Annotated in this window: 18 protein-coding genes; 12 read left to right on the top strand and 6 right to left on the bottom strand. The window is 64.3% G+C overall.

Annotated features, from left to right (window positions below; all coding sequences use genetic code 11):
* Nucleotides 1-29 precede the first annotated feature (29 nt).
* The 3 genes from U5A58_RS03340 to U5A58_RS03330 all read left to right on the top strand — a co-directional run bounded on the left by U5A58_RS03340 (nt 30) and on the right by U5A58_RS03330 (nt 3417).
* Nucleotides 30-1406 carry a sensor histidine kinase gene (locus U5A58_RS03340; protein WP_321960276.1) on the top strand — a complete coding sequence of 459 codons (1377 nt, stop codon included), beginning with the start codon at nt 30-32 and terminating at the stop codon, nt 1404-1406.
* 19 nt (nt 1407-1425) lie between these two features.
* Nucleotides 1426-2106 (top strand): response regulator, encoded by a 681-nt coding sequence (locus U5A58_RS03335; protein WP_321960275.1) that lies wholly within the window; start codon nt 1426-1428, stop codon nt 2104-2106.
* Nucleotides 2107-2277: 171 nt separating this feature from the next.
* Entirely contained in the window at nt 2278-3417 is a 1140-nt protein-coding gene (locus tag U5A58_RS03330; protein ID WP_321908567.1) for a porin, read from the top strand.
* Nucleotides 3418-3483: 66 nt separating this feature from the next.
* On the opposite strand, the gene U5A58_RS03325 is transcribed toward U5A58_RS03330, so the two are convergent.
* Nucleotides 3484-3783, bottom strand: coding sequence for a hypothetical protein (locus U5A58_RS03325; protein WP_321907975.1), 300 nt, complete (start codon nt 3781-3783; stop codon nt 3484-3486).
* Nucleotides 3784-4281: 498 nt separating this feature from the next.
* Between U5A58_RS03325 and U5A58_RS03320 the strand changes: the two genes are divergently transcribed.
* The 3 genes from U5A58_RS03320 to U5A58_RS03310 all read left to right on the top strand — a co-directional run bounded on the left by U5A58_RS03320 (nt 4282) and on the right by U5A58_RS03310 (nt 8929).
* A complete protein-coding gene (locus U5A58_RS03320) occupies nt 4282-5553 on the top strand; it encodes a 2-hydroxycarboxylate transporter family protein (protein ID WP_415764298.1) in 1272 nt (423 codons plus the stop codon).
* 129 nt (nt 5554-5682) lie between these two features.
* A complete protein-coding gene (locus U5A58_RS03315; RefSeq protein ID WP_321960618.1) occupies nt 5683-7557 on the top strand; it encodes an ATP-binding protein in 1875 nt (624 codons plus the stop codon).
* Nucleotides 7547-8929: a sigma-54 dependent transcriptional regulator gene (locus tag U5A58_RS03310; RefSeq protein WP_321907973.1), complete on the top strand. Its 1383-nt coding sequence runs from the start codon at nt 7547-7549 to the stop codon at nt 8927-8929. The genes U5A58_RS03315 and U5A58_RS03310 overlap by 11 nt, the downstream gene beginning before the upstream one ends.
* Before the next feature lie 5 nt (nt 8930-8934).
* Here U5A58_RS03310 and U5A58_RS03305 read toward each other — a convergent pair whose 3' ends face one another.
* Together U5A58_RS03305 and U5A58_RS03300 are read right to left on the bottom strand one after the other, a co-directional pair.
* Entirely contained in the window at nt 8935-9372 is a 438-nt protein-coding gene (locus U5A58_RS03305; protein ID WP_321960274.1) for a hypothetical protein, read from the bottom strand.
* 138 nt (nt 9373-9510) lie between these two features.
* Nucleotides 9511-10392 (bottom strand): LysR family transcriptional regulator, encoded by an 882-nt coding sequence (locus tag U5A58_RS03300; protein ID WP_321960273.1) that lies wholly within the window; start codon nt 10390-10392, stop codon nt 9511-9513.
* A gap of 169 nt (nt 10393-10561) precedes the next feature.
* Between U5A58_RS03300 and U5A58_RS03295 the strand changes: the two genes are divergently transcribed.
* The 3 genes from U5A58_RS03295 to U5A58_RS03285 are packed head-to-tail and all read left to right on the top strand — an operon-like array spanning nt 10562 to nt 13946.
* Entirely contained in the window at nt 10562-11695 is a 1134-nt protein-coding gene (locus U5A58_RS03295) for a C45 family peptidase (RefSeq protein WP_321960272.1), read from the top strand.
* A 45-nt stretch (nt 11696-11740) separates the two neighbouring features.
* Nucleotides 11741-12607, top strand: coding sequence for an alpha/beta hydrolase (locus U5A58_RS03290; protein ID WP_415774159.1), 867 nt, complete (start codon nt 11741-11743; stop codon nt 12605-12607).
* 4 nt (nt 12608-12611) lie between these two features.
* Nucleotides 12612-13946, top strand: a complete 1335-nt coding sequence (locus U5A58_RS03285) for an MFS transporter (protein ID WP_321960271.1) — start codon at nt 12612-12614, stop codon at nt 13944-13946.
* Between the two features lie 24 nt (nt 13947-13970).
* Here the strand turns inward: U5A58_RS03285 and U5A58_RS03280 are convergent, their stop codons facing one another.
* Both U5A58_RS03280 and U5A58_RS03275 read right to left on the bottom strand, forming a co-directional pair.
* Nucleotides 13971-14630: a M24 family metallopeptidase gene (locus tag U5A58_RS03280; RefSeq protein WP_321960270.1), complete on the bottom strand. Its 660-nt coding sequence runs from the start codon at nt 14628-14630 to the stop codon at nt 13971-13973.
* A gap of 227 nt (nt 14631-14857) precedes the next feature.
* Nucleotides 14858-16792 carry a hypothetical protein gene (locus U5A58_RS03275; protein WP_321960269.1) on the bottom strand — a complete coding sequence of 645 codons (1935 nt, stop codon included), beginning with the start codon at nt 16790-16792 and terminating at the stop codon, nt 14858-14860.
* A gap of 641 nt (nt 16793-17433) precedes the next feature.
* On the opposite strand from U5A58_RS03275, the gene U5A58_RS03270 reads away from it, so the two are divergent.
* The 3 genes from U5A58_RS03270 (at nt 17434) to U5A58_RS03260 (ending at nt 21896) form a co-directional block, all read left to right on the top strand.
* Entirely contained in the window at nt 17434-18327 is an 894-nt protein-coding gene (locus tag U5A58_RS03270) for a LysR family transcriptional regulator (RefSeq protein ID WP_321960268.1), read from the top strand.
* 94 nt (nt 18328-18421) lie between these two features.
* The gene (locus U5A58_RS03265) at nt 18422-20392 is read left to right on the top strand and encodes an aconitase family protein (RefSeq protein WP_321960267.1); all 1971 of its coding nucleotides are present in this window, start codon (nt 18422-18424) and stop codon (nt 20390-20392) included.
* 49 nt (nt 20393-20441) lie between these two features.
* Complete coding sequence (locus U5A58_RS03260) at nt 20442-21896, top strand: MFS transporter (RefSeq protein WP_321960266.1); 1455 nt, start codon at nt 20442-20444, stop codon at nt 21894-21896.
* A 6-nt stretch (nt 21897-21902) separates the two neighbouring features.
* On the opposite strand, the gene U5A58_RS03255 is transcribed toward U5A58_RS03260, so the two are convergent.
* Entirely contained in the window at nt 21903-22808 is a 906-nt protein-coding gene (locus U5A58_RS03255) for an AraC family transcriptional regulator (RefSeq protein WP_321960265.1), read from the bottom strand.
* Nucleotides 22809-22908 lie beyond the last annotated feature (100 nt).

Raw genomic sequence — 22908 nt, 5'->3', positions numbered from 1 at the left:
CTCGCGGCTCGTACCTTTGAGAGCGTGACATGGTGCATAGTCTGCGTGCGCGATTGCTGTTGTGGCTGCTGGTGCCGCTCGCCGTATTTGTCGTCGTGACGAGCGGCGTGTCGTATGACGCCGCACGGCAGACTGCGGATCTCGTGCAGGACCATTCGCTGCTGAATTCGGCGCGCACGATCATCGAAGACGTCGACTGGGACAACGGTTCCCTCCGCGCGTCGATTCCGCCTGCGGCGCTGGAGCTATTCGAATCGCCGTGGCAGGACCACGTTTTCTACAAGGTGCTGGCCGGCAACGGCCGCCTGCTGGGCGGCGCGCCGGACTTGCCGCTGCCGCGCGCGGATACCGCCAACGCGCCTGTGTTCTACGACACCGCGTACGCAGGTATGCCGATTCGCGCCGTGGCCTACGAGCGCATGCTCTACGACTCGGGCCGCGCCGAACGCGTCGTGGTGATCGTTGGCAAGACGATCGCGTCGCGCGAAGCGATGATCAGCGCCTTGTGGAGGCCGCAGCTTGCACGCCAGTGGCTCATGCTCGCGCTCGTCGCGCTGCTCGTGCCGCTCGGGCTCACGCTCGAACTGCGGCCGCTCATGAAGCTCAAGGACGACGTGGCCGACCGCGAGCCCGTGCAACTGGAGCCGATCCGCCCGGACCATCTGCCTTCGGAGCTGAGGCCAATCGTCGAAGCGATCAACCAGTGCATCGCGCGCCTCAAGGTGCACGCCGCCATGCAGCGCCAGTTCATTGCCGACGCGGCGCACCAGTTGCGCACCCCGCTCACGCTGCTCACCACGCAAACGCAATTCGCGAGCCAATGCGACGCGCGCGACCCTGCGCTATACGACGCGCTCAAAGGCGTGCGCCGCACCAGCCAGAAAATGGCGGAGTTGACGAATCAACTACTTCTGCTCGCGCAGGCAGAGTCGATGGCGCAGTCGTCGCGCAGCCAGACACGTGTCGATTTCACCGAGGTCGTGTCTTCGGTGCTCGAAGAGATGGTTCAGGCCGCCGAGCGGCGCGGCATCGATCTCGGCGCGGAACTCGCCGACGACGTGCACGTGGCGGGCAATACGGGCCTGCTTGCCTCGCTCGTGTCGAACCTGATCGACAACGCCATACGCTACACGCAGCCCGGCGGCCGCGTGACCGCCATCTGCCGCAGCGAAGGCAGCGAGGTCATGCTGCAGGTGGTGGACAACGGCCCAGGCATCCCCGCCGAGGCCCGCGCGCATGTGTTCGAGCGCTTCTATCGCGTCGCGGCGGATACCGAAGGCACAGGCCTCGGTCTTGCCATCGTGCACCAGGTCGCGCGCTCGCACGGCGGCTCGGTGAGCGTGGCCGCAGGGGCCGCGCGCGTGGGTCTTGTTGCGACGGTGCGCTTGCCTGTGTGGCCCGGATGAGAAGAAGTGAGGAAGGACCATGAAGCTGCTGCTCGTAGAAGACAATGCCGAACTCGCGCACTGGATCGTCAACCTGTTGCGCGCCGAGAATTTCACGGTGGACTGCGTGGTCGACGGAGAGGCCGCGGATTCCGTGCTGCTCACGCAGAGCTACGATCTCGTGCTTCTCGACATGCGCCTGCCGCGCCTGAGCGGCAAGGACGTGCTCAACCGCTTGCGGCGCAGGCGCAATAACGTGCCCGTGCTCATGCTGACTGCGCATGGCTCGATCGACGACAAGGTGGCGTGTTTCGGCGCCGGCGCCGACGATTACGTGGTCAAGCCGTTCGACAGCCGCGAACTGGTGGCGCGCATCAAGGCGCTGATACGGCGGCAGACGGGCGAGAAGTCGGGCTGGCTCACCTGCGGCGACCTGCAGTACGTTTGCGACACGCGCGAATTCCGTCACAAGGACGCGCCGCTCACGCTACGCAGGCGCGAGCACTCCATACTCGAGGCACTCATGCTGCGCCAGGGCAAGGCCGTGCCCAAGCATGCGCTGCTCGAGCGCATCTGCAGCCTGAGCGACGACCCGAGTGTGGACGCGATCGACATCTACATTCACAGGCTGCGCAAACATCTTGCGGAATCGAGCGTGCAAATCACCACGCTGCGCGGCCTTGGCTACATCCTTCGCGCGAAGGACCCCATGCCGGCGTGAACAGGTCCGCTTCTTTACCGGTATTAGTGATTTTACTTAGCATTACCAAGCGGTCGTGAAAGAATCGCGAAGGATTCACCTCTCTACTATTCGTCTCACCCGCTGATTCACACGGCTCGCCGCAACCGGTGAGTGATGCCAGCGGGTCCATGAAAACTTCCACACAGCACCCTGGAGACGATCTTGAAGAGAAGGCACCTTGCATTCACCGTGACGGTTGGCGCACTGGCGGCGAGCGGCGCACACGCGCAGTCGAGCGTTCAACTGTATGGTCTCATCGACCTGAGCGTTCCCACGTATCAGTCGCATGCCGACGCCAACGGCAATCACGTGATCGGCATGGGCATTGCCGGTGAACCGTGGTTCAGCGGCAGCCGCTGGGGCTTGAAGGGCGCTGAAGACATCGGCGGCGGCACGAAGGTGATCTTCCGGCTCGAAAGCGAATACCGTGTGAGCGACGGCCAGATGGAAGACCCGGGTCAGATCTTCGACCGCGACGCGTGGGTGGGCCTGGAGGACGACCGCTTCGGCAAGATCACGGCGGGCTTCCAGAACACCATCGCGCGCGACGCCGCGGCCATTTACGGCGACCCGTACGGCAACGCGAAGCTCACGACGGAAGAGGGCGGCTGGACCAACGCGAACAACTTCAAGCAGATGATTTTCTACGCTGCGAGCGCAACGGGCACCCGTTATAACAATGGCGTCGCATGGAAGAAGGTGTTCGACAACGGGATCTACGCGGCAGCGGGCTACGCGTTCGGCAATTCAACGAGCTTTGGCAATAACGCAAACTATCAGTTCGCGCTCGGCTACAACGCCCCGACCTGGACGGCCTCGACCTTCTACAACCATGTGAACAACAACGGCAACACGAACCAGGCGTTCTCGGTGGGCGGCAACTACACGATCGGCATCGTGCGCGCCAATGCGGGCTATTTCCGCTACTGGGGCAATCAGGGTGCGCTCGGCCAGCGTCAGGACAATGCGTGGACGGTGTCGTTCAAGCTCGTGCCGAAGGGCGCGTTCGACTACGAACTGGGCTATCAGCAAATGCGCACGCACAACGCTGCGTACAACGTCGATGGCGATATTCCGAACGCCAACGTAGGCGCATTCGATCCTGCGAGCGGGCTGCACAACGGCTTCAAGGAAACGCTCTACGGCTCGGTCTTCTATCACCTCTCGAAGCGCACCGAAGTGTACCTGGCGGGCGACTACATGAAGCTGCACGGCGGCTACACGGTTGGCACGACCTTCGGGGCGACCAATCAGGTCGAAGTGACGACGGGCGTGCGTACGCGCTTCTAATCCGGTCTGAATGCGCGCAGGGCTCGATTCGTCAGGCGAATCGAGCCCTTTGTTCTTATTGCGGCATCAACCCGCGTTCACGCAGGCCACGCTCGGCGCCGTATAGGCAGAGGGATAAGGCGACTCCGGTCCGCTTACGAGCCGCAAGCGCTGCGTGGCGAGGACATCGGCCTCCACTTGCTCGCGGCGCGTGAGCACCGCGGTTTCGCCTGCAGGCTGTGATTCGTTCACGCTGCAAAGCAGGTTTCTTCCGCTCGATAACTGCACCGGCGTCTGGTAAGCGGAACCCGGTGGCGCGGCCAGCGCGCCGGTACTCCACAGCACCGCGGCGCAAACAGCGGCGCATCCTGGCAAGACGATCTTCATGGCTCGCTCCTCAAGTTGCGGTGATTCATCTTCGGCCAACGTTCGGTGCTGTACCAGAACAAATTCTGAAAATGATTCTTGCGATCGGCTCAAGGGTCGGGCCGTTGTTATTGGCGACGGATGCAAGCGGTCGGCAGGCAGGCCGAGATTTCAGCCTGCGGCTCGGGCCGATTCTGAAATTTCGGAGCGATGGGGTGAAGGGATCGGAGGCGCTTCTAGAAAATTATCAACAAATCAACAAGTTATGGTTGGTGTGGCAGGGTGAAACGCGCTGGCACGGCTACTGCTATATAGACGCCCGGCGGCCTATTTCTCGATAGTCCGAACCCGTTATTAAACAAGCACCGGAGACGCGACGCAGTCCGGTCGCGAAAACGAAGGAGACATCCCGTGCAGAACAGCGCATCCGCATCCACCGCCTCGCAAGTGAGCCAGTCGGTCCCCGAATCATCCTCCACGACTCCCACCCGCTTCTGGCCCGAAGGCTGGTGGAAGCTGATGGAAATCCGCATCGGCATCATTCCGCTGCCGATCTACGTGATCCTGTTTGCGCTAATCGCGGGCTTCGCGGTGACCGGCAAGGTGCCCGGCGAGATCTCGATGGCCATCGCCGTGCTCGCGTTCTGCGGCTTCACGTGCGCCGAACTCGGCAAGCGCCTGCCGCTTCTGCGCAATATCGGCGCGGCGGCGATTCTCGCGACCTTCGTGCCTTCGGCGCTCGTGTACTACCACGTGCTGCCCCAGCCCGTGCAGCACCTCACGGTCGAGTTCACGAAGCAGACCAACTTCCTGTATCTCTTCATCGCCTCGATCATCGTCGGCAGCATTCTGAGCATGGACCGGCGCGTGCTGATTCAAGGCTTCCTGAAGATCTTCATTCCGCTCGCGGCCGGCACGGTTGCGGCGACTATCGTGGGCACGGCCGTGGGTGCTGCGCTCGGCCTTGGCGTCAAACACACGCTGCTCTATATCGTCGTGCCGATCATGGCGGGCGGCGTGGGCGAAGGCGCGATTCCGCTTTCGGTGGGCTACTCGGAAATCATGCATGTGGCGCAAGGCGATCTGTTCGCACAGGTGCTGCCGCCCGTGATGCTCGGCAGCCTCATCGCCATCATCCTCTCGGGCATGCTCGACATGCTGGGCCGGCGCATGCCGCATCTCACCGGCAACGGCCGCCTGCAAGTCGGCGCAACCGATGAACTGGCGTCGTCGTCGAACGACGAAATTCGCGGGCATGTGGACGTGAGCCACATCGCCGCGGCCGGTATCACGGCGATCACGCTGTACCTCATCGGCCTGATGGCGAACAAGCTGTTCGGTTTGCCCGCGCCGGTGGCCATGCTGTTCCTCGCCGTGCTCGTAAAGCTCGCGCGCGCGGTTTCGCCGCCGCTGCAGGAAGGCGCGTTCGTGGTCTACAAGTTCTTCTCGACGGCGGTTACGTACCCGCTGCTGTTCGCCATCGGCGTGGCAATGACGCCGTGGGACAAGCTCATGGCCGCGTTCACGCTCGTCAACGTCGTGACGATTGCCGCGACCGTGGTCACGCTCATGGGCACGGGCTTCGTGGTGGGCCGCCTGATGAAGATGTACCCTATCGACACCGCAATCGTGAACGCGTGCCACAGCGGCCAGGGCGGCACCGGCGACGTGGCGATCCTCACCGCCGCGAACCGCATGCAGCTCATGCCGTTCGCGCAGATCGCCACGCGCATTGGCGGCGCCATCGTCGTGACCGTGACGCTCATCCTGCTCGCGCATTTCGGCGCATGACGCGCCGCCGTGCGCCCTGCGTGCGAGCCTCGCACGCGCCTTCGCGATAGCGTCGCTGGTCCAATCGGCGCGCGGTGTTCGCTGAACCCGCCGTCTGGCGGCAGCCAATCGACGAGGGTGAACGTGCAGATGCGTTACAAGGGCATTCCATGGTGGGGATGGGCGGCGGCGGCCGTGCTGTATGTCGGCGCGGCCGCCGCCGCGGTGGAGTTCGCATGGAACCGCGCGATCGACGCGCTCGCCGACGTGGGCGAGCATCGCCTCGACCTCTACGCCGCGAGCCTGAAAAGCGAGCTGGGACGCTTCGAGATGGTCCCCGCGCTCGTGGCGCGCCAGGATAGCGTGCGCGCGTTGCTCAAGTCATCGCCCGATGAAGCGCGCGGCATGTTGCCCGCAGTCAATGCCTACCTCGAAGCGGTCAACAACGATGTCGGCAGCGGCGCCGTAGACGTGATCGACGCGCACGGCACGGTGATCGCCGCGAGCAACTGGAACCAGCCGGTCAGCTTTGTCGGCACCAACGTGTCGTATCGCCCGTACTTCAAGGACGCGCTCGCGCAGGGCCGCGGCCGCTTCTTCGGCATTGGCACGAACACCGGCGTGCCGGGGCTGTACTTCGCGAATGCGATTCACGATGGCAATGTTGGCAATGCGGCAATTGGAGCTGCGGCCGTGAAGGTCAGCGTCGACGCGCTCGAATCCGCATGGCGCACGCCTGGCGAAGCGGCCATCGTCGTCGACAGCAACGGCGTGATCGTGATCTCGACCCAACCCGAATGGAAATTCACCGCCATGCGGGCGATCACCGAGCCGCAGCAGCGCGATATTCAGGCGTCGCGGCAATACGCGGGCCGCATCGTCGAGGCGCTGCAATACCGGCGCGTTGGCGACTGGAACGACAACGCGTGGATCGGCCTCTTCCCCGACCTGCGCCGCGCGGGCCGTACTGGACGCTTTCTGGTGATGTCGAGTCCCGCGCCACAAGGTCAGGACACGATCATGGTGCTGCTCGACACGGCGGGCGCGCGGCGCCAGCAGCGGCTTGCGTTCGCGTTCGTGACGGGCTTGTTTGCGATTGCCGCGCTCTATGCGCTGTATGCGGTGCAGCGCCGCCGCGTGATCGTGGAAAAGCTCAAGGCGCAAGAAGCGTTGCGGCGCGCGAACGACCAGCTGGAAACGACCGTCGCGCAGCGCACCGCCGCGCTCACGCAGGCCAATGCGCAGATGCAGCGTGAGATCGCCGAGCGCGAACGCACCGAGCAGCGCCTGCGCGCCACACAGCAGGAAGTCGTGCATGCCGGCAAGCTCGCCGTGATCGGCCAGATGGCGGCCGGGCTCACGCATGAGCTGAATCAGCCGCTCGTCGCGATCCGCACGCTCTGCGACAATGCGCGCACTTTCTTCGAACGCAATCAACCCGCGCAGGCGATTGCCAATCTCGAGCGCGTCGGGCGTCTCGTGGACAGCATGGCGGTGCTCACGAGCGAGCTGAAGGCGTTCGCGCGCAAGCCGGACGTGGAGCGCGTGGCGGTGTCGCTTGGCGAAGCCGTTGCGCATGCAAGGCTTATCTACGAGTCGCGCATTCGCGACGAAGCGGTGCAACTCGACGTGCGGATCGCGCCGGGCACCACGGTGTACGCAGAGTCCAGCCAATTGCAGCAAGTGATCGTGAACTTGCTCGGCAACGCGCTCGACGCGGTGCGCGACGCGAGCAAGCGTGTGATCGCGATGGAGGCGAGCGAGCCCGACGCGCAAGGCCGCGTGCGCTTTACGATCGACGATAGCGGCCCCGGCATCGCGCCGGAAGTGCGGGCGCACCTGTTCGAGCCGTTCGTGACGACCAAGCCGCGCGGGCAAGGTCTCGGGCTGGGGCTCGCGATCACGTCGCGCATTGTCGAAGGCTTTGGCGCGAAAATCACGGCCACGAATGGCGACGAAGGCGGGGCCCGCTTCACGATCGAATTCGCGGCCGCCGAGCCGCAAAGGACAGAACATGGCAGATGACAGGGCAAATGAGATTCGCGTGCTGGTCGTCGAGGATGACGAGAACGTGCGCATCGGCGTCGAGCAGGCGGTGGCGCTGGCGGGATTCCCGGTGAGCGCATATGCGTCGGCGGCCGATGCCTATGCCGACATCGCCCCGGGCGCCCCGATCGTGATCGTCTCGGACGTGCGCATGCCCGGCATCGACGGGTTGCAGCTGCTCGACCATGTGATGGCGATCGACCCGCAAATTCCGGTGTTGCTGATCAGCGGGCACGCGGACATTTCGACGGCGGTCAGCGCCATGCGCGTGGGCGCCTACGACTTCATCGAAAAGCCGTTCTCGTCCGACGTGATCGCGGGCCGCGTGGCCCGCGCGGTCGAGAAACGCCGGCTCACGCTCGAAGTCGAGGGCCTGCGCGCGTCATTGCACAACTGGCAGGGGATCGAGGCGCTCGTGCTCGGCAAGTCGCCGGCCATGGCGGAGGTCCGCAAGAAAATTCTGCGCCTCGCCGATACGTCCGTGTCGGTGCTGATCACGGGCGAGACGGGCACCGGCAAGGAACTGATCGCGCGCAGCCTCCACGACTTCAGCGCGCGGCGCGACGCGCATTTCGTGGCGCTGAACTGCGGCGGCCTGCCCGAGCAGGTGTTCGAGAGCGAACTGTTCGGGCACGAGGCGGGCGCGTTCACGGGCGCGATCAAGAAGCGCGTGGGCAAGATCGAATGGGCGAACGGCGGCACGCTCTTTCTCGACGAAATCGAAACGATGTCGATGCCGCTGCAGATCAAGATGCTGCGCGTGCTGCAGGAGCGCGTCGTCGAGCGCCTCGGCGCGAACGAGCTGATTCCGGTGGATTGCCGCATTGTCGCCGCGTCGAAGGCGGACCTCGCCGAAGTCTCCGCCGAGGGCAACTTCCGCGCGGACCTGCTGTACCGGCTGAACGTTGCGCAGATCGAATTGCCGCCGCTGCGCGAGCGGCGCGAAGACGTCCCGCTGCTGTTCGAACATTTCGTGCTCGCGGCCGCGCGCCGCTTCGGCACGCCGGCGCCGGTCGTGACCGCCGCGCAGGTGTCCGAGCTCATGACGCACGCATGGCCCGGCAACGTGCGCGAGCTGCAGAATGTCGCCGACCGCTTCGTGCTCGGACTAACCGGCGACAGCCTGCTTTCCGCGGGCGCGGCGACGGCGAAAGGGGAGACGCTTGCGGACCAGATTGCGTACTTCGAACGCATGCTGATCGAGAACACCCTGCGGCGCCATCACGGCAACGTCGCCCAGGCGAGCGACGAGCTTGGCATGCCGAAGAAAACGCTTTATCACAAGCTGCGTCAGCTGAAGATCGCGGCTCGCGACTCGCAGGGCGAGGAGAAGGACGAAAAAGACGCCTGAGCGGTCTAGTTGGTGCGGTAGGTGGTCGTCGACGATTGCAGCTTCGTGAGCGCGCCGTTCTTGAGCCGGAACCAGCCCTCCGAGCCTTGCATCACGACTTCGTCGGGTTGCCAGAACACGCGCTTGATCGTCATGCGCGCGCTCACGTGCTGCACGAGCGGCGGATTGCGGCGAAAGTCGTACAGCACGGGGCCAAAGTCGGTCTGCACGAGCATGCGCGTAATCGTGCTGTTGTCGTGGCCCATTTCGTCGAAATGCGTGAGCGTTTTCGCGTCGAAGCGGTCGAAGATGTCCTTGCCGAGGACCGCCACGAAGTCGCGGTCGTCGCGCACGAATTGCACCGTGCCTGCGGGGGTGGCGAACGAGCCGGCCGCGTTGCTCTGTGCATGAGCGCAGGTGGCGAACGAGGCGGCGGTGAGCGCGGCGAGTAACAGTCGTTTCATGTTTCTTTCCAGTAAGTTCGCGGTATTTTCGTTGATTTCGGTCGCTGCGTCGAATCCTGCGATCGCGTTGGATGGGGCCGCTGGTCGCATCCGCCATTCCGGCTTTCTTCGCCACGCGATGAAATCAATCAGGAAAGCTTACGAATTAGAGAGCGCCGCAAGCAGCTGATTCTTCACGATCGCCGTTGCCCGCGGCTGGCGGCCGAACTCGTACCAGGCCACGTGCCTGCGCCATGTGGTGCCGGGAATCGGCTTGACGAACAGTTGCGGGTCGTCGGCCCACGCCGCGTGCCGCAGGCTCGGCACGATCGACACCCCCACGTTCTGCCGGACCAGATCGGCAATCGCGGCAATCGAATTCATTTCCAGCACCGGATTGACCTCCACGCGCAAACGGCGCAGCAGGCTCGCCACGTGTCTGCCTGTGAGCGATGCCCCTTCGAAGCCGATGAACGGCAAGCGCTTGAGCAGCGAGGCCGCCGACGCGTCGGCGGGACCGACTGCCGGATTGGCCAGCAGCACGAGCGGCTCCTCGTAGAGCGACTCCCACGATTCCGGCAGCGTGGTGCTGCGCGGTTCGCTGATGAGCACCGCGGCGTCGATCTCGCCCGCGCGCACCTGGCGCTCCAGTTCCGGGCTGCTGCCATGGGTGAGGCGCACGTTCAGCGCGGGGTACGGCACCTTGAGCTTGATGACGTTGGCGGCGAGAAAGCCCATGGACGACACGGTCGAGCCGATCGTGACCGTGCCTTCGATGCTGTGCGTGTCGGCCACGCCGCGCAGCAGCGAGTCGTAGGCCGCCACCACCGTGCGCGCCTGCTCGATGATCGAGCGGCCCGCGTCGTTGAGCTGGATGCTGCGGCCGCTGCGGTCGAACAACTGGCGTTGGCACACGCGTTCCAGCGTGCGCATTTGCGCGCCGACCGCCGCGTGGGTCAGCGCCATGCGATCGGCGGCGGCCGCCATGGTGCCGTGCTTCTCGATCGCCAGAAAGGTCCGGAGCATCCGGATTTCGCTCATCTTTCGCCTCCTCGGGCCGCTTTTGGCATGTCATGCCGTGCCCCGCATGATCGCACGAAGCACAAAAAAATCTTTCCTTTCAGTAAACAAAATAACGCTTTTTATTTTATTTCTCTCGCCCGAGAATCGTTTCATCAAGTTCATTCGTTTCTTGCGTGGGAGTGATTCGATGCCGCAAATCCAGCCGTTTCCGTTCGTCAGCGTCTCCGGCAAGCCCTATGAGCGCGGGGTGCAATATGGCCGCGCCGTGGCCGGCCGCGTTCGTTTGAGCGCGTCGCGCTACGGCCAGACGCTGCGCAATATCGGCTATAGCGAAGCGTCGCAAACGGCGCTGATCCGCTCGCTCGAACAGGCGATCGGCGAGTTCCAGCCGGCGTATCTGGACGAAATGCGCGGCATTGCGGTGGGCGCGGACGTGCCGTTCGAAGACATCGTCATGATCAATGCCCGCACCGAGGTGCTGGCCAAGGCGCGCGCCGACAAGACGACACCGGCGGATGCCGAAGACGAGGACGGTTGTACGGGCGTGCTCGTGCTGCCTTCGCGTTGCGCGAACGGGCGGCTGATCCACGCGCAGAACTGGGACTGGAAAGCCGACTGCGTCGATACCGGCATCGTCCTGCGCGTGCGCAACGACGAGGGCCCCGACTATCTGACCTTCGTCGAAGCGGGCGGCCTCGCGCGCAGCGGCCTGAATGCGGCGGGCGTGTCGATCACGGCGAACTACCTCGAATCGGATCGCGATTTCACGCAGATGGGCGTGCCGCTTTCGCTCCTGCGTCGCCGCGTGCTCGAAGAGCCGGTCTTCGCCAACGCGATGCGCACGATCGCCACGACGCCCAAGTCGTGCTCGAACAACATCATGCTGGGCATGGCCGAGGGCTTCGGCATCGATTTCGAATGCGCGCCGGATGAGGCGTTTCCGATCTGGCCAAACGACGATCAACTGATCGTGCATGCGAACCACTGGATGAGTCCGGTCGCCCGCACGAAGCTGCGCGACACCGGCTGCGAAAACTCGCCCGACAGCTACTACCGCGACTGGCGCGTGCGTCAGTTGCTCAACGCCGCGCCGAAGGTGGACCGCAACGCGGTGAAAGCCGCGCTGTTCGACGCGTTCGGCACGCCGCATTCGGTTTGCCGTCCGCCGCGCCCGGGCACGCGCCACACGCTGAGTGCAACGGTCGCGATGATCGTCATGGAACCGGCCAGCGGCGAGATGGACGTTGCACCAATGCCTGCGCTGAACCGCGTTTTCACTCGCTACAGCCTCCAGCACGAGCCGATTGCCGAAGCGGCTTGAAGCTTGATAAACGCCATACGCGAAACGAATTGGGAGGAGAGACCGATGTCCGAAGTTGCAGAAAGGCCGCTTACGGTGGACAAAGCGAAAGCCGAAGCGCTCTATGACCTGGGCTCGACCACGGTGTACGCGAGCCGGCACGATGCGCGGTTCCCCTACACGCTTTACGTGCCGCCCGAAGTGATTGCGCCTGGCAACGACGTCGAGCTGGTTGTCGTGATGCACGGCACCGGCCGGCAATTCATTCAGTACCGCGATGCATTTGCGGGCTTCGGCCGCTGGAACCGCTGCATCGTGCTCTGTCCGCTCTTTCCGGTGGGCGTGCGCGGCGACGGCGATCGCAGCGGCTTCAAGCGCCTCGTGGAAGGCGACATCCACTACGATAACGTTCTGCTCGACATGGTGAGCGAAGTCGGCGAACGTTACGGCAAGCACTTTGAGAAGTTCGCCTTGTTCGGCTACTCGGGCGGCGGCCAGTTCGTCAACCGTTTCGCGTATGTTCACCCCGAACGCTTGTGGGCGGCCACCATCGGCGCGCCGGGCAACGTCACGCTGCTGGACGCGTCGAAGGACTGGTGGCTGGGCGTGGGCGGCTTCGAGCGGCACTTCGGCAAGCCTTTCGATCTCGCCGCGCTGCGCCGGGTGCCGGTGCAGATGGTGGTGGGCCGCGCGGACCTCGAAACGTGGGAAATCACCGTGCGCGGCGACAGCCCGATGTACCTGCCGGGCATCAACGATGCGGGCAGAACGCGCCCGGAGCGCCTTAGAGCGCTCAAGGCATCGTTCGAGGCGGCCGGTATCGACGTACGCTTCGACGAACTCGAGAACATCGCCCACAGCGGCCTGCAGGTGGTCGAGGTGGTCCAGGACTTCTTCGCGCAAAGCCTGCGCGCGATGCGCACGGGAGCCTAAGCCGATGGAAACGGTCAGCGAAGCCAGAAAGATCCGCAAAGTCATCATCACGACTGTGGCGGGCGGCACGTTCGAATGGTTCGACTTCGCGGTATATGCCTATTTTTCGAGCTTGATCGCGCGGACGTTTTTCGCCGGCGTGAATCGCGGCGAGTCCTTGCTGCTGACGTTCGCAACGTTCGCGGTCGGCTTTCTCGTGCGGCCGATAGGCGGCGTGGTGATGGGCATGTACGCGGACCGCGCGGGGCGCGTGAAGGCGCTCTCGTGGATCATGGTGGCGATGTCCGTGGCCTCGCTGCTGCTGGCGCTGACGCCGGGCTATGCCACGCTCGGGCTCGCAGCGCCCATTCTGGTGGTGATCGGCCGCCTCGTGCAGGGCTTTGCGGTGGGCGCGCAGTTCGCGCTTTCGTCGGTCACGATCTACGAGGTGGCGCCGCCGGGCAAGAAGATGTTCTACGGCAGCTTCAACATGGTCTCGCTCGGCGTGGCGGCCATGCTGTCCTCAGGCTGCAGCTACCTGTTGACGAGTCATCTTTCGCACGACGCGCTCGCTGCGTGGGGATGGCGCGTGCCGTTCCTGGTCGGCGCGCTCGTCGGGCCCATCGGCTTCTATCTGCGGCATCATATTGGCGAGTCGGACGACTTTCAGCGCATGCAGGCGCGCCCCGCCGCGCAGGCACCCACGCTCGTGCGGGCGCGCCAGTTCGTGCGCGAAAACGGCGATGCGCTCGTGTGCGCGATGGGCGTGATGATCGCGGGCACCTCGCTCAATTACGTGTGGAATGCCTATTTGCCGAACTATGCGCAGTTCCAGCTGCATCTTTCGCTGGGCTCGACGCTGCGCGGCGTGTTCGTGACGAGCCTCGTGATGTCGATCCTTTCACCCGTGTTCGGCATGCTCGCCGACCGCATTGGCGCCTATCGTCTGTTCTGCTTATTTATTGCGGGGTGGATGGTGTGTGTCTTTCCGCTCTTCTGGTACCTGCTCGCCCAGCCGAGCGAGAACAGGCTGATGTTCGTGCAGGTCGTCGGCATGCTGTTCCTGACGCTGCAAGGCGCCGCCCACCCCGGCATGCTCGTGAAGATCTTTACGGTGCAAGGCCGCTCCACGGGCGTGGCGATCGCATACAACACGGCGGTGATGCTGTTCGGCGGGCTGGCGCCTTTTTATATCTCGGTCGTGGCGCGATTCACGGACGCCAGATTCATTCCGCCGGGCTATCTGTTCGGCACGAGTCTGCTGGCCATCGTGCTCGTGCTGCTCACGCGCACGGGGCGGCGCGTGTTGCAGGACGACCGCGCTCAGCGCAGCTATGAGGCGCAGACGTCGTCAGCCTGATTGCTTCGCGCGTAGCGTGTGGCGCTAAGCGAGCAGGTCCTCGTAGAACGCGCCGAACGCACGCGTGGGATGTGCGATCTGTATTTCGAGGATCCACAAGCCGGCGGCCGGCACCGTTTCGAAGTCGCCGAGGTCGCCGGCCCGGTAAATGGCGTGCGGAAAGTCGCTCACGCGATGGCCCTTGATATCGACGTTCAGGCGCCAGCCATAGGCGCTCGCGCGTTCCGCGGCGAATTCGTAGAGCGCCTTGCCGCTGCAGCCCGTGCTGCGCCAGTGGATGGCCACCTCGTCGTAGATGATCTTGACGTCGCGCGCGCAGCGCCGCATTTCCAGGTCGCCGCCGGTGACGAAGGTTGCGCCCGCGTCGCCTTCATGCTGGTTCCACACGACGCCAAGGTCGATGAAGAAGATGTCGTCCGCGCCCAGAACGGGGTCGCCTTCGGAGCGCTCCTTGAAGATGCGCAGCGTGTTCTCGCCAAAGCGGATCAGCACGGGATGCCAGATGCGGTCCATGCCCAGCGCTTCGAGGATGGCCTTGCTTTGCGCCGTGGCTTCCGATTCGCGCATGCCGGGCCGGATGGCCGCCGCAATCTGCTCGATTGCCTTCCAGGTCATCACGCGTGCGTGCTCCATGGCGTCGGCCGAGAATTTTTCTCCCACCGCTTCCTTGCTGCCAGTGTTCACCTGATGTCGCTCCAGTTGTCTTGCCGCCCATTGAGGAGGGGACCGGGGCGGTAGCGCTATATTCTCGCGTATATTTCGATTCGTTGCCAACCGCAACGATGTGCGGTTCACGGGGAGCAAGCCTGTCGACGGTAAACGGACGAAGCGCCCGGCCCGCGGAACCGTGTCCGCGGGCCGGGCGCTTCGGGGTGCCGCTTTTCGCGCGGTCAGGTGGCCGCGCAGTTCGCTCAGTTCGCCACGTAGCCCGTCGGAAGCGTCGCATTGGCGCTCGCCACCGAGGCATTCTGCGAAACCACGTACACCGGTGATTCAGTCAGATTCAGCGAGAGCTGGCCATTGGTGTAGCCCATCGTTGTCGGATTGCCCATCTCGTCGAGCACGGTGACCGTGCCGCTCGTGCCGGGCGCATCCACTGCGAGGGTATAGGCCACGCTATAGGTCGAGCTGTAGCCGCTGCTCGCGCTCCACACGCTGTTGTTGTGCGTCCAGAGCGCGGTGATGACCGCGCCGTTGTTCAGCTGCTGGAACGCATAGGCGTAGACACCCGAAGGCGTGCCGTTCACCGGGCCGAGCGTGTTGGTGCCGTCGAGAATGCGCGTCATCGCCGCGACAGCCATCGCCGCCGGCTTGGGGCTGATGTTCTGCGCGCCGTACTGGCCCTGGGCGTCGGCGAGATCGAAGAACGTGCCATAGCCCACGAGGCCCGGGAAGTCCGCGCCATAGAAGATCCAGGTTTGATCGGCGCCTTCGCCCAGAATGATCACGTGGCTGCGCGCCACCAGTGCGCCTTGTGCGTACAGGATGTTGGCGCTCGGATAGTTGGCGCCGTACGACGAGCCGTTGTCATAGCTGATGCCCAGCTCCGTGCTGAACAGCTTCATGCCCGGCTTGTAGTCGGCGGCCATTTCGCTGCGCAGCGCGCGCATTTGCCCGATCAGCGAGCCGGATGCGTTGGCGGGATCGGTCGCGAGACGTTCCGGCGGGTACGAAGGCGAGGTGCCGTTGATGTCGTAGTAGCCGTGCGTCGTCACGCCGTCGATGTACTGCGCGTAGCCGAGTGGCGCGAGCGTCTTGAGCTGGCTGGCGGTGCCGGAGGGCGCCGTATCGGTCGGACCCATCACGACAGCATGCGGGTCAGTCGAATGGATGCCCTGATAAACGGTCTGATACAGCTGCACGAACTGCGCGTTCGTGCCTTGCCATTGCGCGTCCGGTTCCCAGGTGAGCTGGTAATAGTTGGCCGACTGGTTCGGAAAATAAGTCGTCCGAATGAGGTTCGACTCCGTGCCGATCCGGGCCATGTAGTTCTGGTAGTACGAGAGATCGGAAGGCGCAAGCGCTTCGTCCTCGAACGCGCCCGTGGGGCTCGCCCACGCGGGAATGCCGTCCAGACGCACGAGCCGCATCACCTGGCCCGTGGTGTAGAACGGATCGAGGTTATTGGCGTTCGGGTTGAAGGTGTTGGGGCCGTTCGGCTCCATGTTGTACAGCTCGCGATGGTCGTACGTCCACGAGATGCCGAGCGAGGAGAGCACGGAGGTGTTGTCGTCCTCGCCTTGCATGCCGAAGCGATGCAGGTCCTGACGCGCATACGTGACCGTCGGCACGATGTTGGCCAGATTGGGCAGCACACCGAAGGTCGCGGTGCCCGCGGGCCGGGTGCCGAGCGAGGGCAGCTGACCGCCGGCGTTGGCGAGCGTGGCCGACACGGCGAAGTAGCCCGCGAGCGTGGACGAGCAGGAGAGCGTGGTCGTCAGGGGGCCTGCCGTCACGGGCAGGCGGCCACTCGCGGCCACGTTGCCGAACTGGTCGGCGATCGACCAGATCAGCGTGTCGGCGGCGGGCGCGTTGGTCGTCAAGGCAACAGGGAACGCTGTGGCCGAGGCGAAGATGCGGCCGCTTTGCGTGGTCGGCGTATCGGCTGAAACGAGCGCGCTGCCGGAACTCGCGCTCGAAGTCGAGGCGGAGCCGCAGGTCATCGTCCCGGGCTTGAGCGCGGTCGTGCCCGCATTCGCTGCGGCCGCGTTGCTGCCGCCATTGGCGCCACTCGAGTTTTGCGACGTGGCCGAGGCATTGGTTGCATCGCCGGAGCTTCCGGAACCGCCGCCGCCGCACGCCGCGAGGAATAGCGACGAGGACAGCAAGAGATAAAAGAGTTTCATCGTGCTCGAAAAAGACAAAGCGACGCCCAGCCGGCGACGGCGCGCGCTGCGCGCTCAGAGGCTGGCTAAGGTCTGAAGAATGAGTTTTGGCAGACGCCGCACAACGGCTCGATGAGCCCTGCGCCCGCTACGTGCGCCGCGCGGCTCGCGCTACAGCGCGAACGTGCGTATCTGTCCTTTGCTTTCGCGGGGGTAAATATTGCGCCCTCGCTACGGCTGCCCGTCGGGAATTTCGGCCCTGCGCTGGATCCCTGGAGGAGGGGAGACGTGCGCAATATTTTCGGACGAAGAAGTATTAAGTCACTGCTTGAAGTCAGACGCGCGGCGGATGTTACCGATAATTCCCCCTGACATGTGAAAATCAGACGTAACAAAATGTCACACGAATTCACATCAGTTTCAATTACCGAAACTTAGTGAATTTCCGCCAATAGCAAGGTATGAATTACCTCAAAAGAAGACGGTAATGCTTGCTGCATCGATCGCGTGTTTCACCCGCTATTTCCGGCTATATCGGCAACTATGGGGCGATCTGAAGAGCGCAGATGTCATTCATTCTTTTGTCTATATCTCCCTTTTAAATGCCTTTCTGATTTAAATCGGGTCGGAATTTAATTGACTCTGCTGATATGATTGCGGGCATGCGAATCGATCCCTATAGCCTCGAGCTGTTCATCTCGGTCGTGGAGGAAGGTTCCATTGCGCGGGCGGCCAGCCGCAATCACATTGCGCCTTCGGCACTCAGCCGCCGCATGGCGGATCTGGAAGCGGCAATGGGGCTGCCTCTGCTCATCCGTTCTCCTGCGGGCGTCGAATTGACCGAGGCGGGCCGTCACGCGTTTTCTCGCGCGGCGGCGCTGCTCGACCAGTTGCAGTCGCTCGCGCGCGAAGTCCAGTCGCTCAGCGGCGAGGTGGCGGGCGTCGTGCGCCTGTTCGCGAACGCGTCCGCGATCGTCGGCTTTCTGCCGGAGCGGCTCAAGGTCTTTCAGGCGCGCTATCCGCTCGTGCAAATCGCCCTGACCGAACAGATCAGCGACGAGGTCGTGCGGGCCTGCATGGAAGATCGCGCCGACGTGGGGATCTCCGCGAACGGCAGGATTCCCGGTGCGCTCGATTCGTGGCACTTCGCCAATGACCCGCTCATGGTCGTGCTTCCGCCCGAACACGAACTGGCCGCCATGCAGGCGCTCACGTTCCACGACGTACTGCGTTTTCCGCTCGTGGCGCTGCAGGCGGGCGGCTCGCTCGACCAGATGCTCAAGGAGCGCGCCGCCGCTGCGCGCGTGCCGCTCAAGATTCCGGTGACGGTCAACAGCTTCGACGCGCAGTGCCGCATGGTCGAGGCCGGGCTTGGCATCGGCATCGTCCCGACCAGCGCGGCGTCTGCCTTCGCGGGCTCGCAGGGGTTCGTGCGCCGGCCGCTCGATGAGCCGTGGGCGACGAGCCGCAGCCTGCGCTTGCACGCGTTGCGCAAGTCGCCGCGCCTGAGGGCCGTGCAGGCCTTGATCGATACGCTCGTCCAGCGCGAGGGTTAACGAGGACATCGCGAACGGCGATGCCCCCTTTGCCGATCGAGCACTTCATTGCGCCGCTTGCTGCCGTCTAGATTTCCTCTCAAGGAGAAAATGGATGGCAACACCGAAATTGACTGGCCGCGTGCTGTTTCTTTGCAACGACCCGGAACGGGTCGAGCGGCAATTGCATGCAGACATGCGAGGCGCCGATCTGGACGGCGTCACGCCCGACGCGTTGAGAGACGACGTTTCGACCGACGAGATCACGCCCATGAGCGTGCTCACGCGCTTCGACGACCGTCTTGGCCGCGTGCCCTACGTCGGCTTTCAGGCCGGCGGGCGCAATCCAATTGGTATGGATTCCGTACGAAACGGCGGCTTCAGCGTGACCGTGGCAGGGAGTCGCTATGGCAAGGGCTCATCGCGCGAGCACAGCCCGCTGGCGGAATACCGTGCGGGCATCCGGCTCGTCATCGCGCGCAGCTTCGAGCGCATCTATCGTCAGAACGCGGACAACATCGGCTTGTTCACGTCGACGGATTTCGGCCTGATCGAGCGCATCCGGCGCGGCGAGCCGATCGACATCGAGGAGCTGGTCGCCTCCCGCGACGGCCTTGCGGCGTCGATTCTGCGCAGCGGCGGGCTGTTGAAATACGGCGCGCAATACATGCGGCAGATCGAGACTGTTCCGCGGTCCGTCAATCACGCGCCGCGTACGTTCGCGCAGAAAATCCTCGAGCGGCATGTGTTACGCACGGAGCACACGGGCGAATCGCTCGCGCCGGGCGCGGGCGTTTTCGTTCGCGCAGACTGGCGCTTCATCCACGAGTACTACACGGGGATGGCCACGCACATGCTGCATGCCACGTTCGGCAAGCCGCTTTCACTGCATGAGCCCGAAACCCTGCTCGCGTTCGAAGATCACCTTTCCTATTCGCACAAGAGCGAGCTGCATGTGCGTAACGGCCTGCTGCCTGACGTACGCGAGCTTTCGGCTGCACACCGTCAATTCGCGCACGACTATGGGGTGCGCAATCACGGCTATTTGAGCGAACTCGAAAGCGGCATACAAGAAGGCTCAGAAGGCATTTCCCACGCGATGATGGCCGAGCGTTACGCGCTGCCGGGGCAGGTCGTGGCAGGGACCGATTCGCATACGCCGCACAGCGGCGCGCTCGGGTGTCTCGCGTTTGGCGTGGGCACGACCGACATGGCGAATGCGTTCGTGACGGGCGCGGTCCGCATGACCGTGCCGCAGTCCTTGCGCGTGAATTTCCACGGCCCGATTCCCGCCGGCGTGACGGCAAAAGACCTTGTGCTGCACCTGCTCGCGCAACCAGGAATCCGCGCCGGCGCGGGCGTAGGAAAAGTGTTCGAGTTCGCGGGTTCCGCGATCGCGCAGTTGAGCACCGACGAGCGCACGACCCTCACGAACATGACAGCGGAGCTGGGCGGCTTCACGGGCATCGTCGCGCCCGATGAAGAAACCGTGCGCTTTCTGCGGGAGCGTCGCGGCATCGAGTTCGCCATCGAGCCGTGGATGTGCAGTGACCCCGGCGCGCCCTACGCCGAAGTGATCGACATCGACTGCACGCGCCTCTCGCCCATGCTCGCCGCGCCGGGCGACCCCGGCAACGGCATTGCGCTGCATGACCTCGAAGCGCGGCCGCGCGTCGACATCGCCTACGGCGGCTCGTGTACGGCGGGCAAGCGCGAAGACTTCGACCGCTACCACGAAGTGCTGGCGTGGGCGGCGGCGCGCGGCATACGCGTGCCCGCCGATGTGAAGCTCTATCTGCAATTCGGCACGTCCGACGTGCGCGACTATTGCGTGCAGCGCGGCTACATCGAGGCTTTCGAACAGGCGGGCGCGGTTCTCCTGCAACCCTCATGCGGCGCGTGCGCGAATTGCGGACCTGGCGCCTCTGTCGACGCGGGCCAGGTTACGATCAGCGCGATCAACCGTAATTTTCCGGGACGCTCGGGTCCTGGCCGCGTCTGGCTCGCGAGCCCGCCGACGGTCGTGGCGAGCGCGCTTGCGGGGGAGATCGCTTCGTTTGACGAGCTGAAAGCGCGGTATCCGTGAGCGCAGCGTCAAGAACAATTCATTCGAATGACTACATTGGAGACAAAACATGGCCATTCTGGAGGGCACGGCGAGCTTGCGCGCCGCTGACCATGGAACCCCCGGCGATGCGAACGCGCTGGCCGACGGCAGCATGCAGTACGGCTCGATATCGGCCCGTCTCGACAGGCTTCCAGCCACGCGCGCGGTATGGAAGCTGATCCTGTTGCTGAGCCTCGGGTTCTTCTTCGAACTGTACGATCTGCTCTTCACAGGCTACGTTGCGCCGGGTCTCGTCAAAAGCGGCATTCTCACTTCGACCACACCGGGCCTTTTCGGCACCTCGGGCGTGGCGAGCTTTATCGCCGCGCTGTTTTGCGGGCTCTTTATTGGCACGGCCGCGTGTGGCTTTCTCGCGGACCGCTTTGGCCGGCGCGCCATCTTCACGTGGTCGCTGCTGTGGTATGTCGCGGCGAACACGGTCATGGCCTTCCAGGATACGGCGAGCGGCTTGAACTTCTGGCGCTTCGTTTCGGGCGTGGGCATAGGCGTCGAACTGGTGACCATCGGCACGTACCTGTCCGAGCTTGCGCCGAAACATTTGCGCGGCAGAGCGTTTGCGGTGTGCCAGGCGATCGGCTTTTCGGCCGTGCCTGTCGTGGCGTTTCTTTCGTGGCTGCTCGTGCCGCGTGCGCTGCTGGGACTCGACGGATGGCGCTGGGTCGTGCTGCTTGGCGGCATTAGCGCGCTCTTTGTCTGGTACTTCCGGCGCAATTTGCCCGAGAGTCCGCGCTGGCTCGCGGGCAAAGGCCGCACCGAAGAAGCCGCTGCGGTGCTGGCGGATCTCGAAGAGAAGGTGGCGCGGCAATACGGAGCGCCGCTCCCTGCCCCAGGACCCGCCGACCCGGTGCCGCGAAAGGCGGGATTCGCGGACATGTGGAAGCCGCCGTACGGCAAGCGCACTGTCATGCTCATCGTCTTCCATGTTTTCCAGACGGTGGGCTTTTATGGCTTCGCAAACTGGGTGCCCACGCTGCTCGTGAAGCAAGGCATCACGGTCACGTCGAGCCTCATGTACACCACGGTGATCGGGCTCGCTGCACCGCTGGGTCCGCTGCTCGGCTACTGGATTGCCGACCGTTTCGAGCGCAAGCATGTGATCGTCGGCATGGCGGCGATCAATATCGTGAGCGGCTTGTTGTTCAGCCAGGCGTCGGCGGCGGTGGCGATCGTCACGCTTGGCGTGCTGTTGACGCTCGCCGGCAACATAATCTCGTTCACCTATCACACGTATCAGCAGGAGCTTTACCCCACGGCCATCCGCGCGCGCGCCGTGGGCTTCGTGTATTCGTGGAGCCGGCTTTCGGCCGTGTTCAGTTCCTTCGTTATCGCGTTCACGCTCAAGGAGTTCGGCGTGACTGGCGTGTTCGTTTTCATCGCGGGCGCGATGGCGCTCGTGATGGTCGCCATCGGCCTGATGGGGCCGCGCACGCTGGGCAAGTCGCTGGAGAGCATTTCGCACTGAGCGCCCTCACCCCGCCGCCTGCTCCCGTGCGTATTGCGCAGGCGGCACGCCCACATGCCGCGTGAACGCCACGCTGAATGTGCTGGCCGAACTGTAGCCAACACGCAGCGCAACTTCTGCCACGCCCTGCGCTTCGCGGCGCAGCAGGTTTCTCGCGATCGCCATGCGCCAGCCGAGCAGATACTCCATCGGCGCGACACCCACGGCTCGCCGGAAGCGCTCGAAAAACGCCGAGCGCGACAGCGCCGCTTCCTTAGCGAGCTGAGCGACGGTCCAGGGCACGGTGGGGCTTTCGTGCATGCGCCGCAGCGCAGGCGCAAGGCGCGCGTCGCCGAGACCACGCAGCAGGCCCGGCGTAGCCGACGCGTCCCCCGTCGAGCGCAGCGCTTCGATCAGCAGCACCTCCAGCAGGCGCGCGAGGACGACCTCGCGCGCGGGCCGCTGCGCACGCGACTCGTCGCGCACGAGTTGTACGAGTGTGGCGAGGCGCTTTTCGCCGCGAACATGAATGCGCTGCGGCAGCAGCGAGACGAGCAAGGCCGCATCGGGCGAGCCGAACACGCAGTAACCCACGAGCATCTGCACATTGGGCGGGCCGCTCAGGTCGCCAAGCCGGTATTCGCCGCTGAGCTGCGCGACGGGGGTGGTGTCGGTGGTCTGCGTCGTCGCCGGGTCGAGGCTCGACATCGCGAAGCCGTGGGCCTCCGGAATCAGGACGAAATCGTCGGGTTCGAGCGTGAGCGGCGCCTGGCCATCCACCTCGAGGCGGCATGAACCTTCGAGAATCGCGCAGTAAAAGGGCTGCCCGGCATCCGTGCGCCGGATACGCCAGGCGCCGGCGCCGCTCACCCTTTTCGAGATCGAGGCGCCCGGCTGGAGCAGCGCGACCACTTCCGCAAGCGGGTCGATCATGACCGGACTCCTGCAAATGAAACGTGGACGTTTGATTGTAGCAAGTCCGGCGACGGAGGCTTATCGTCTCGGTACTGCCAACCCACCTGCAGGAGCGTTG

This window comes from Paraburkholderia sp. J7 (genome assembly GCF_905220155.1).
Classification (GTDB): domain Bacteria; phylum Pseudomonadota; class Gammaproteobacteria; order Burkholderiales; family Burkholderiaceae; genus Paraburkholderia.
Note: the sequence above shows the minus strand (reverse complement) of the source record. Positions and strands in the feature narration are given on the sequence as shown.

Coding starts and splice junctions, on each gene's coding strand:
- U5A58_RS03340 (WP_321960276.1), top strand. CDS start 30: ATGGTGCATAGTCTGCGTGCGCGATTGCTGTTGTGGCTGCTGGTGCCG.
- U5A58_RS03335 (WP_321960275.1), top strand. CDS start 1,426: ATGAAGCTGCTGCTCGTAGAAGACAATGCCGAACTCGCGCACTGGATC.
- U5A58_RS03325 (WP_321907975.1), bottom strand. CDS start 3,783: ATGAAGATCGTCTTGCCAGGATGCGCCGCTGTTTGCGCCGCGGTGCTG.
- U5A58_RS03320 (WP_415764298.1), top strand. CDS start 4,282: ATGGAAATCCGCATCGGCATCATTCCGCTGCCGATCTACGTGATCCTG.
- U5A58_RS03315 (WP_321960618.1), top strand. CDS start 5,683: ATGCGTTACAAGGGCATTCCATGGTGGGGATGGGCGGCGGCGGCCGTG.
- U5A58_RS03310 (WP_321907973.1), top strand. CDS start 7,547: ATGGCAGATGACAGGGCAAATGAGATTCGCGTGCTGGTCGTCGAGGAT.
- U5A58_RS03305 (WP_321960274.1), bottom strand. CDS start 9,372: ATGAAACGACTGTTACTCGCCGCGCTCACCGCCGCCTCGTTCGCCACC.
- U5A58_RS03300 (WP_321960273.1), bottom strand. CDS start 10,392: ATGAGCGAAATCCGGATGCTCCGGACCTTTCTGGCGATCGAGAAGCAC.
- U5A58_RS03295 (WP_321960272.1), top strand. CDS start 10,562: ATGCCGCAAATCCAGCCGTTTCCGTTCGTCAGCGTCTCCGGCAAGCCC.
- U5A58_RS03290 (WP_415774159.1), top strand. CDS start 11,741: ATGTCCGAAGTTGCAGAAAGGCCGCTTACGGTGGACAAAGCGAAAGCC.
- U5A58_RS03285 (WP_321960271.1), top strand. CDS start 12,612: ATGGAAACGGTCAGCGAAGCCAGAAAGATCCGCAAAGTCATCATCACG.
- U5A58_RS03275 (WP_321960269.1), bottom strand. CDS start 16,792: ATGAAACTCTTTTATCTCTTGCTGTCCTCGTCGCTATTCCTCGCGGCG.
- U5A58_RS03270 (WP_321960268.1), top strand. CDS start 17,434: ATGCGAATCGATCCCTATAGCCTCGAGCTGTTCATCTCGGTCGTGGAG.
- U5A58_RS03265 (WP_321960267.1), top strand. CDS start 18,422: ATGGCAACACCGAAATTGACTGGCCGCGTGCTGTTTCTTTGCAACGAC.
- U5A58_RS03260 (WP_321960266.1), top strand. CDS start 20,442: ATGGCCATTCTGGAGGGCACGGCGAGCTTGCGCGCCGCTGACCATGGA.
- U5A58_RS03255 (WP_321960265.1), bottom strand. CDS start 22,808: ATGATCGACCCGCTTGCGGAAGTGGTCGCGCTGCTCCAGCCGGGCGCC.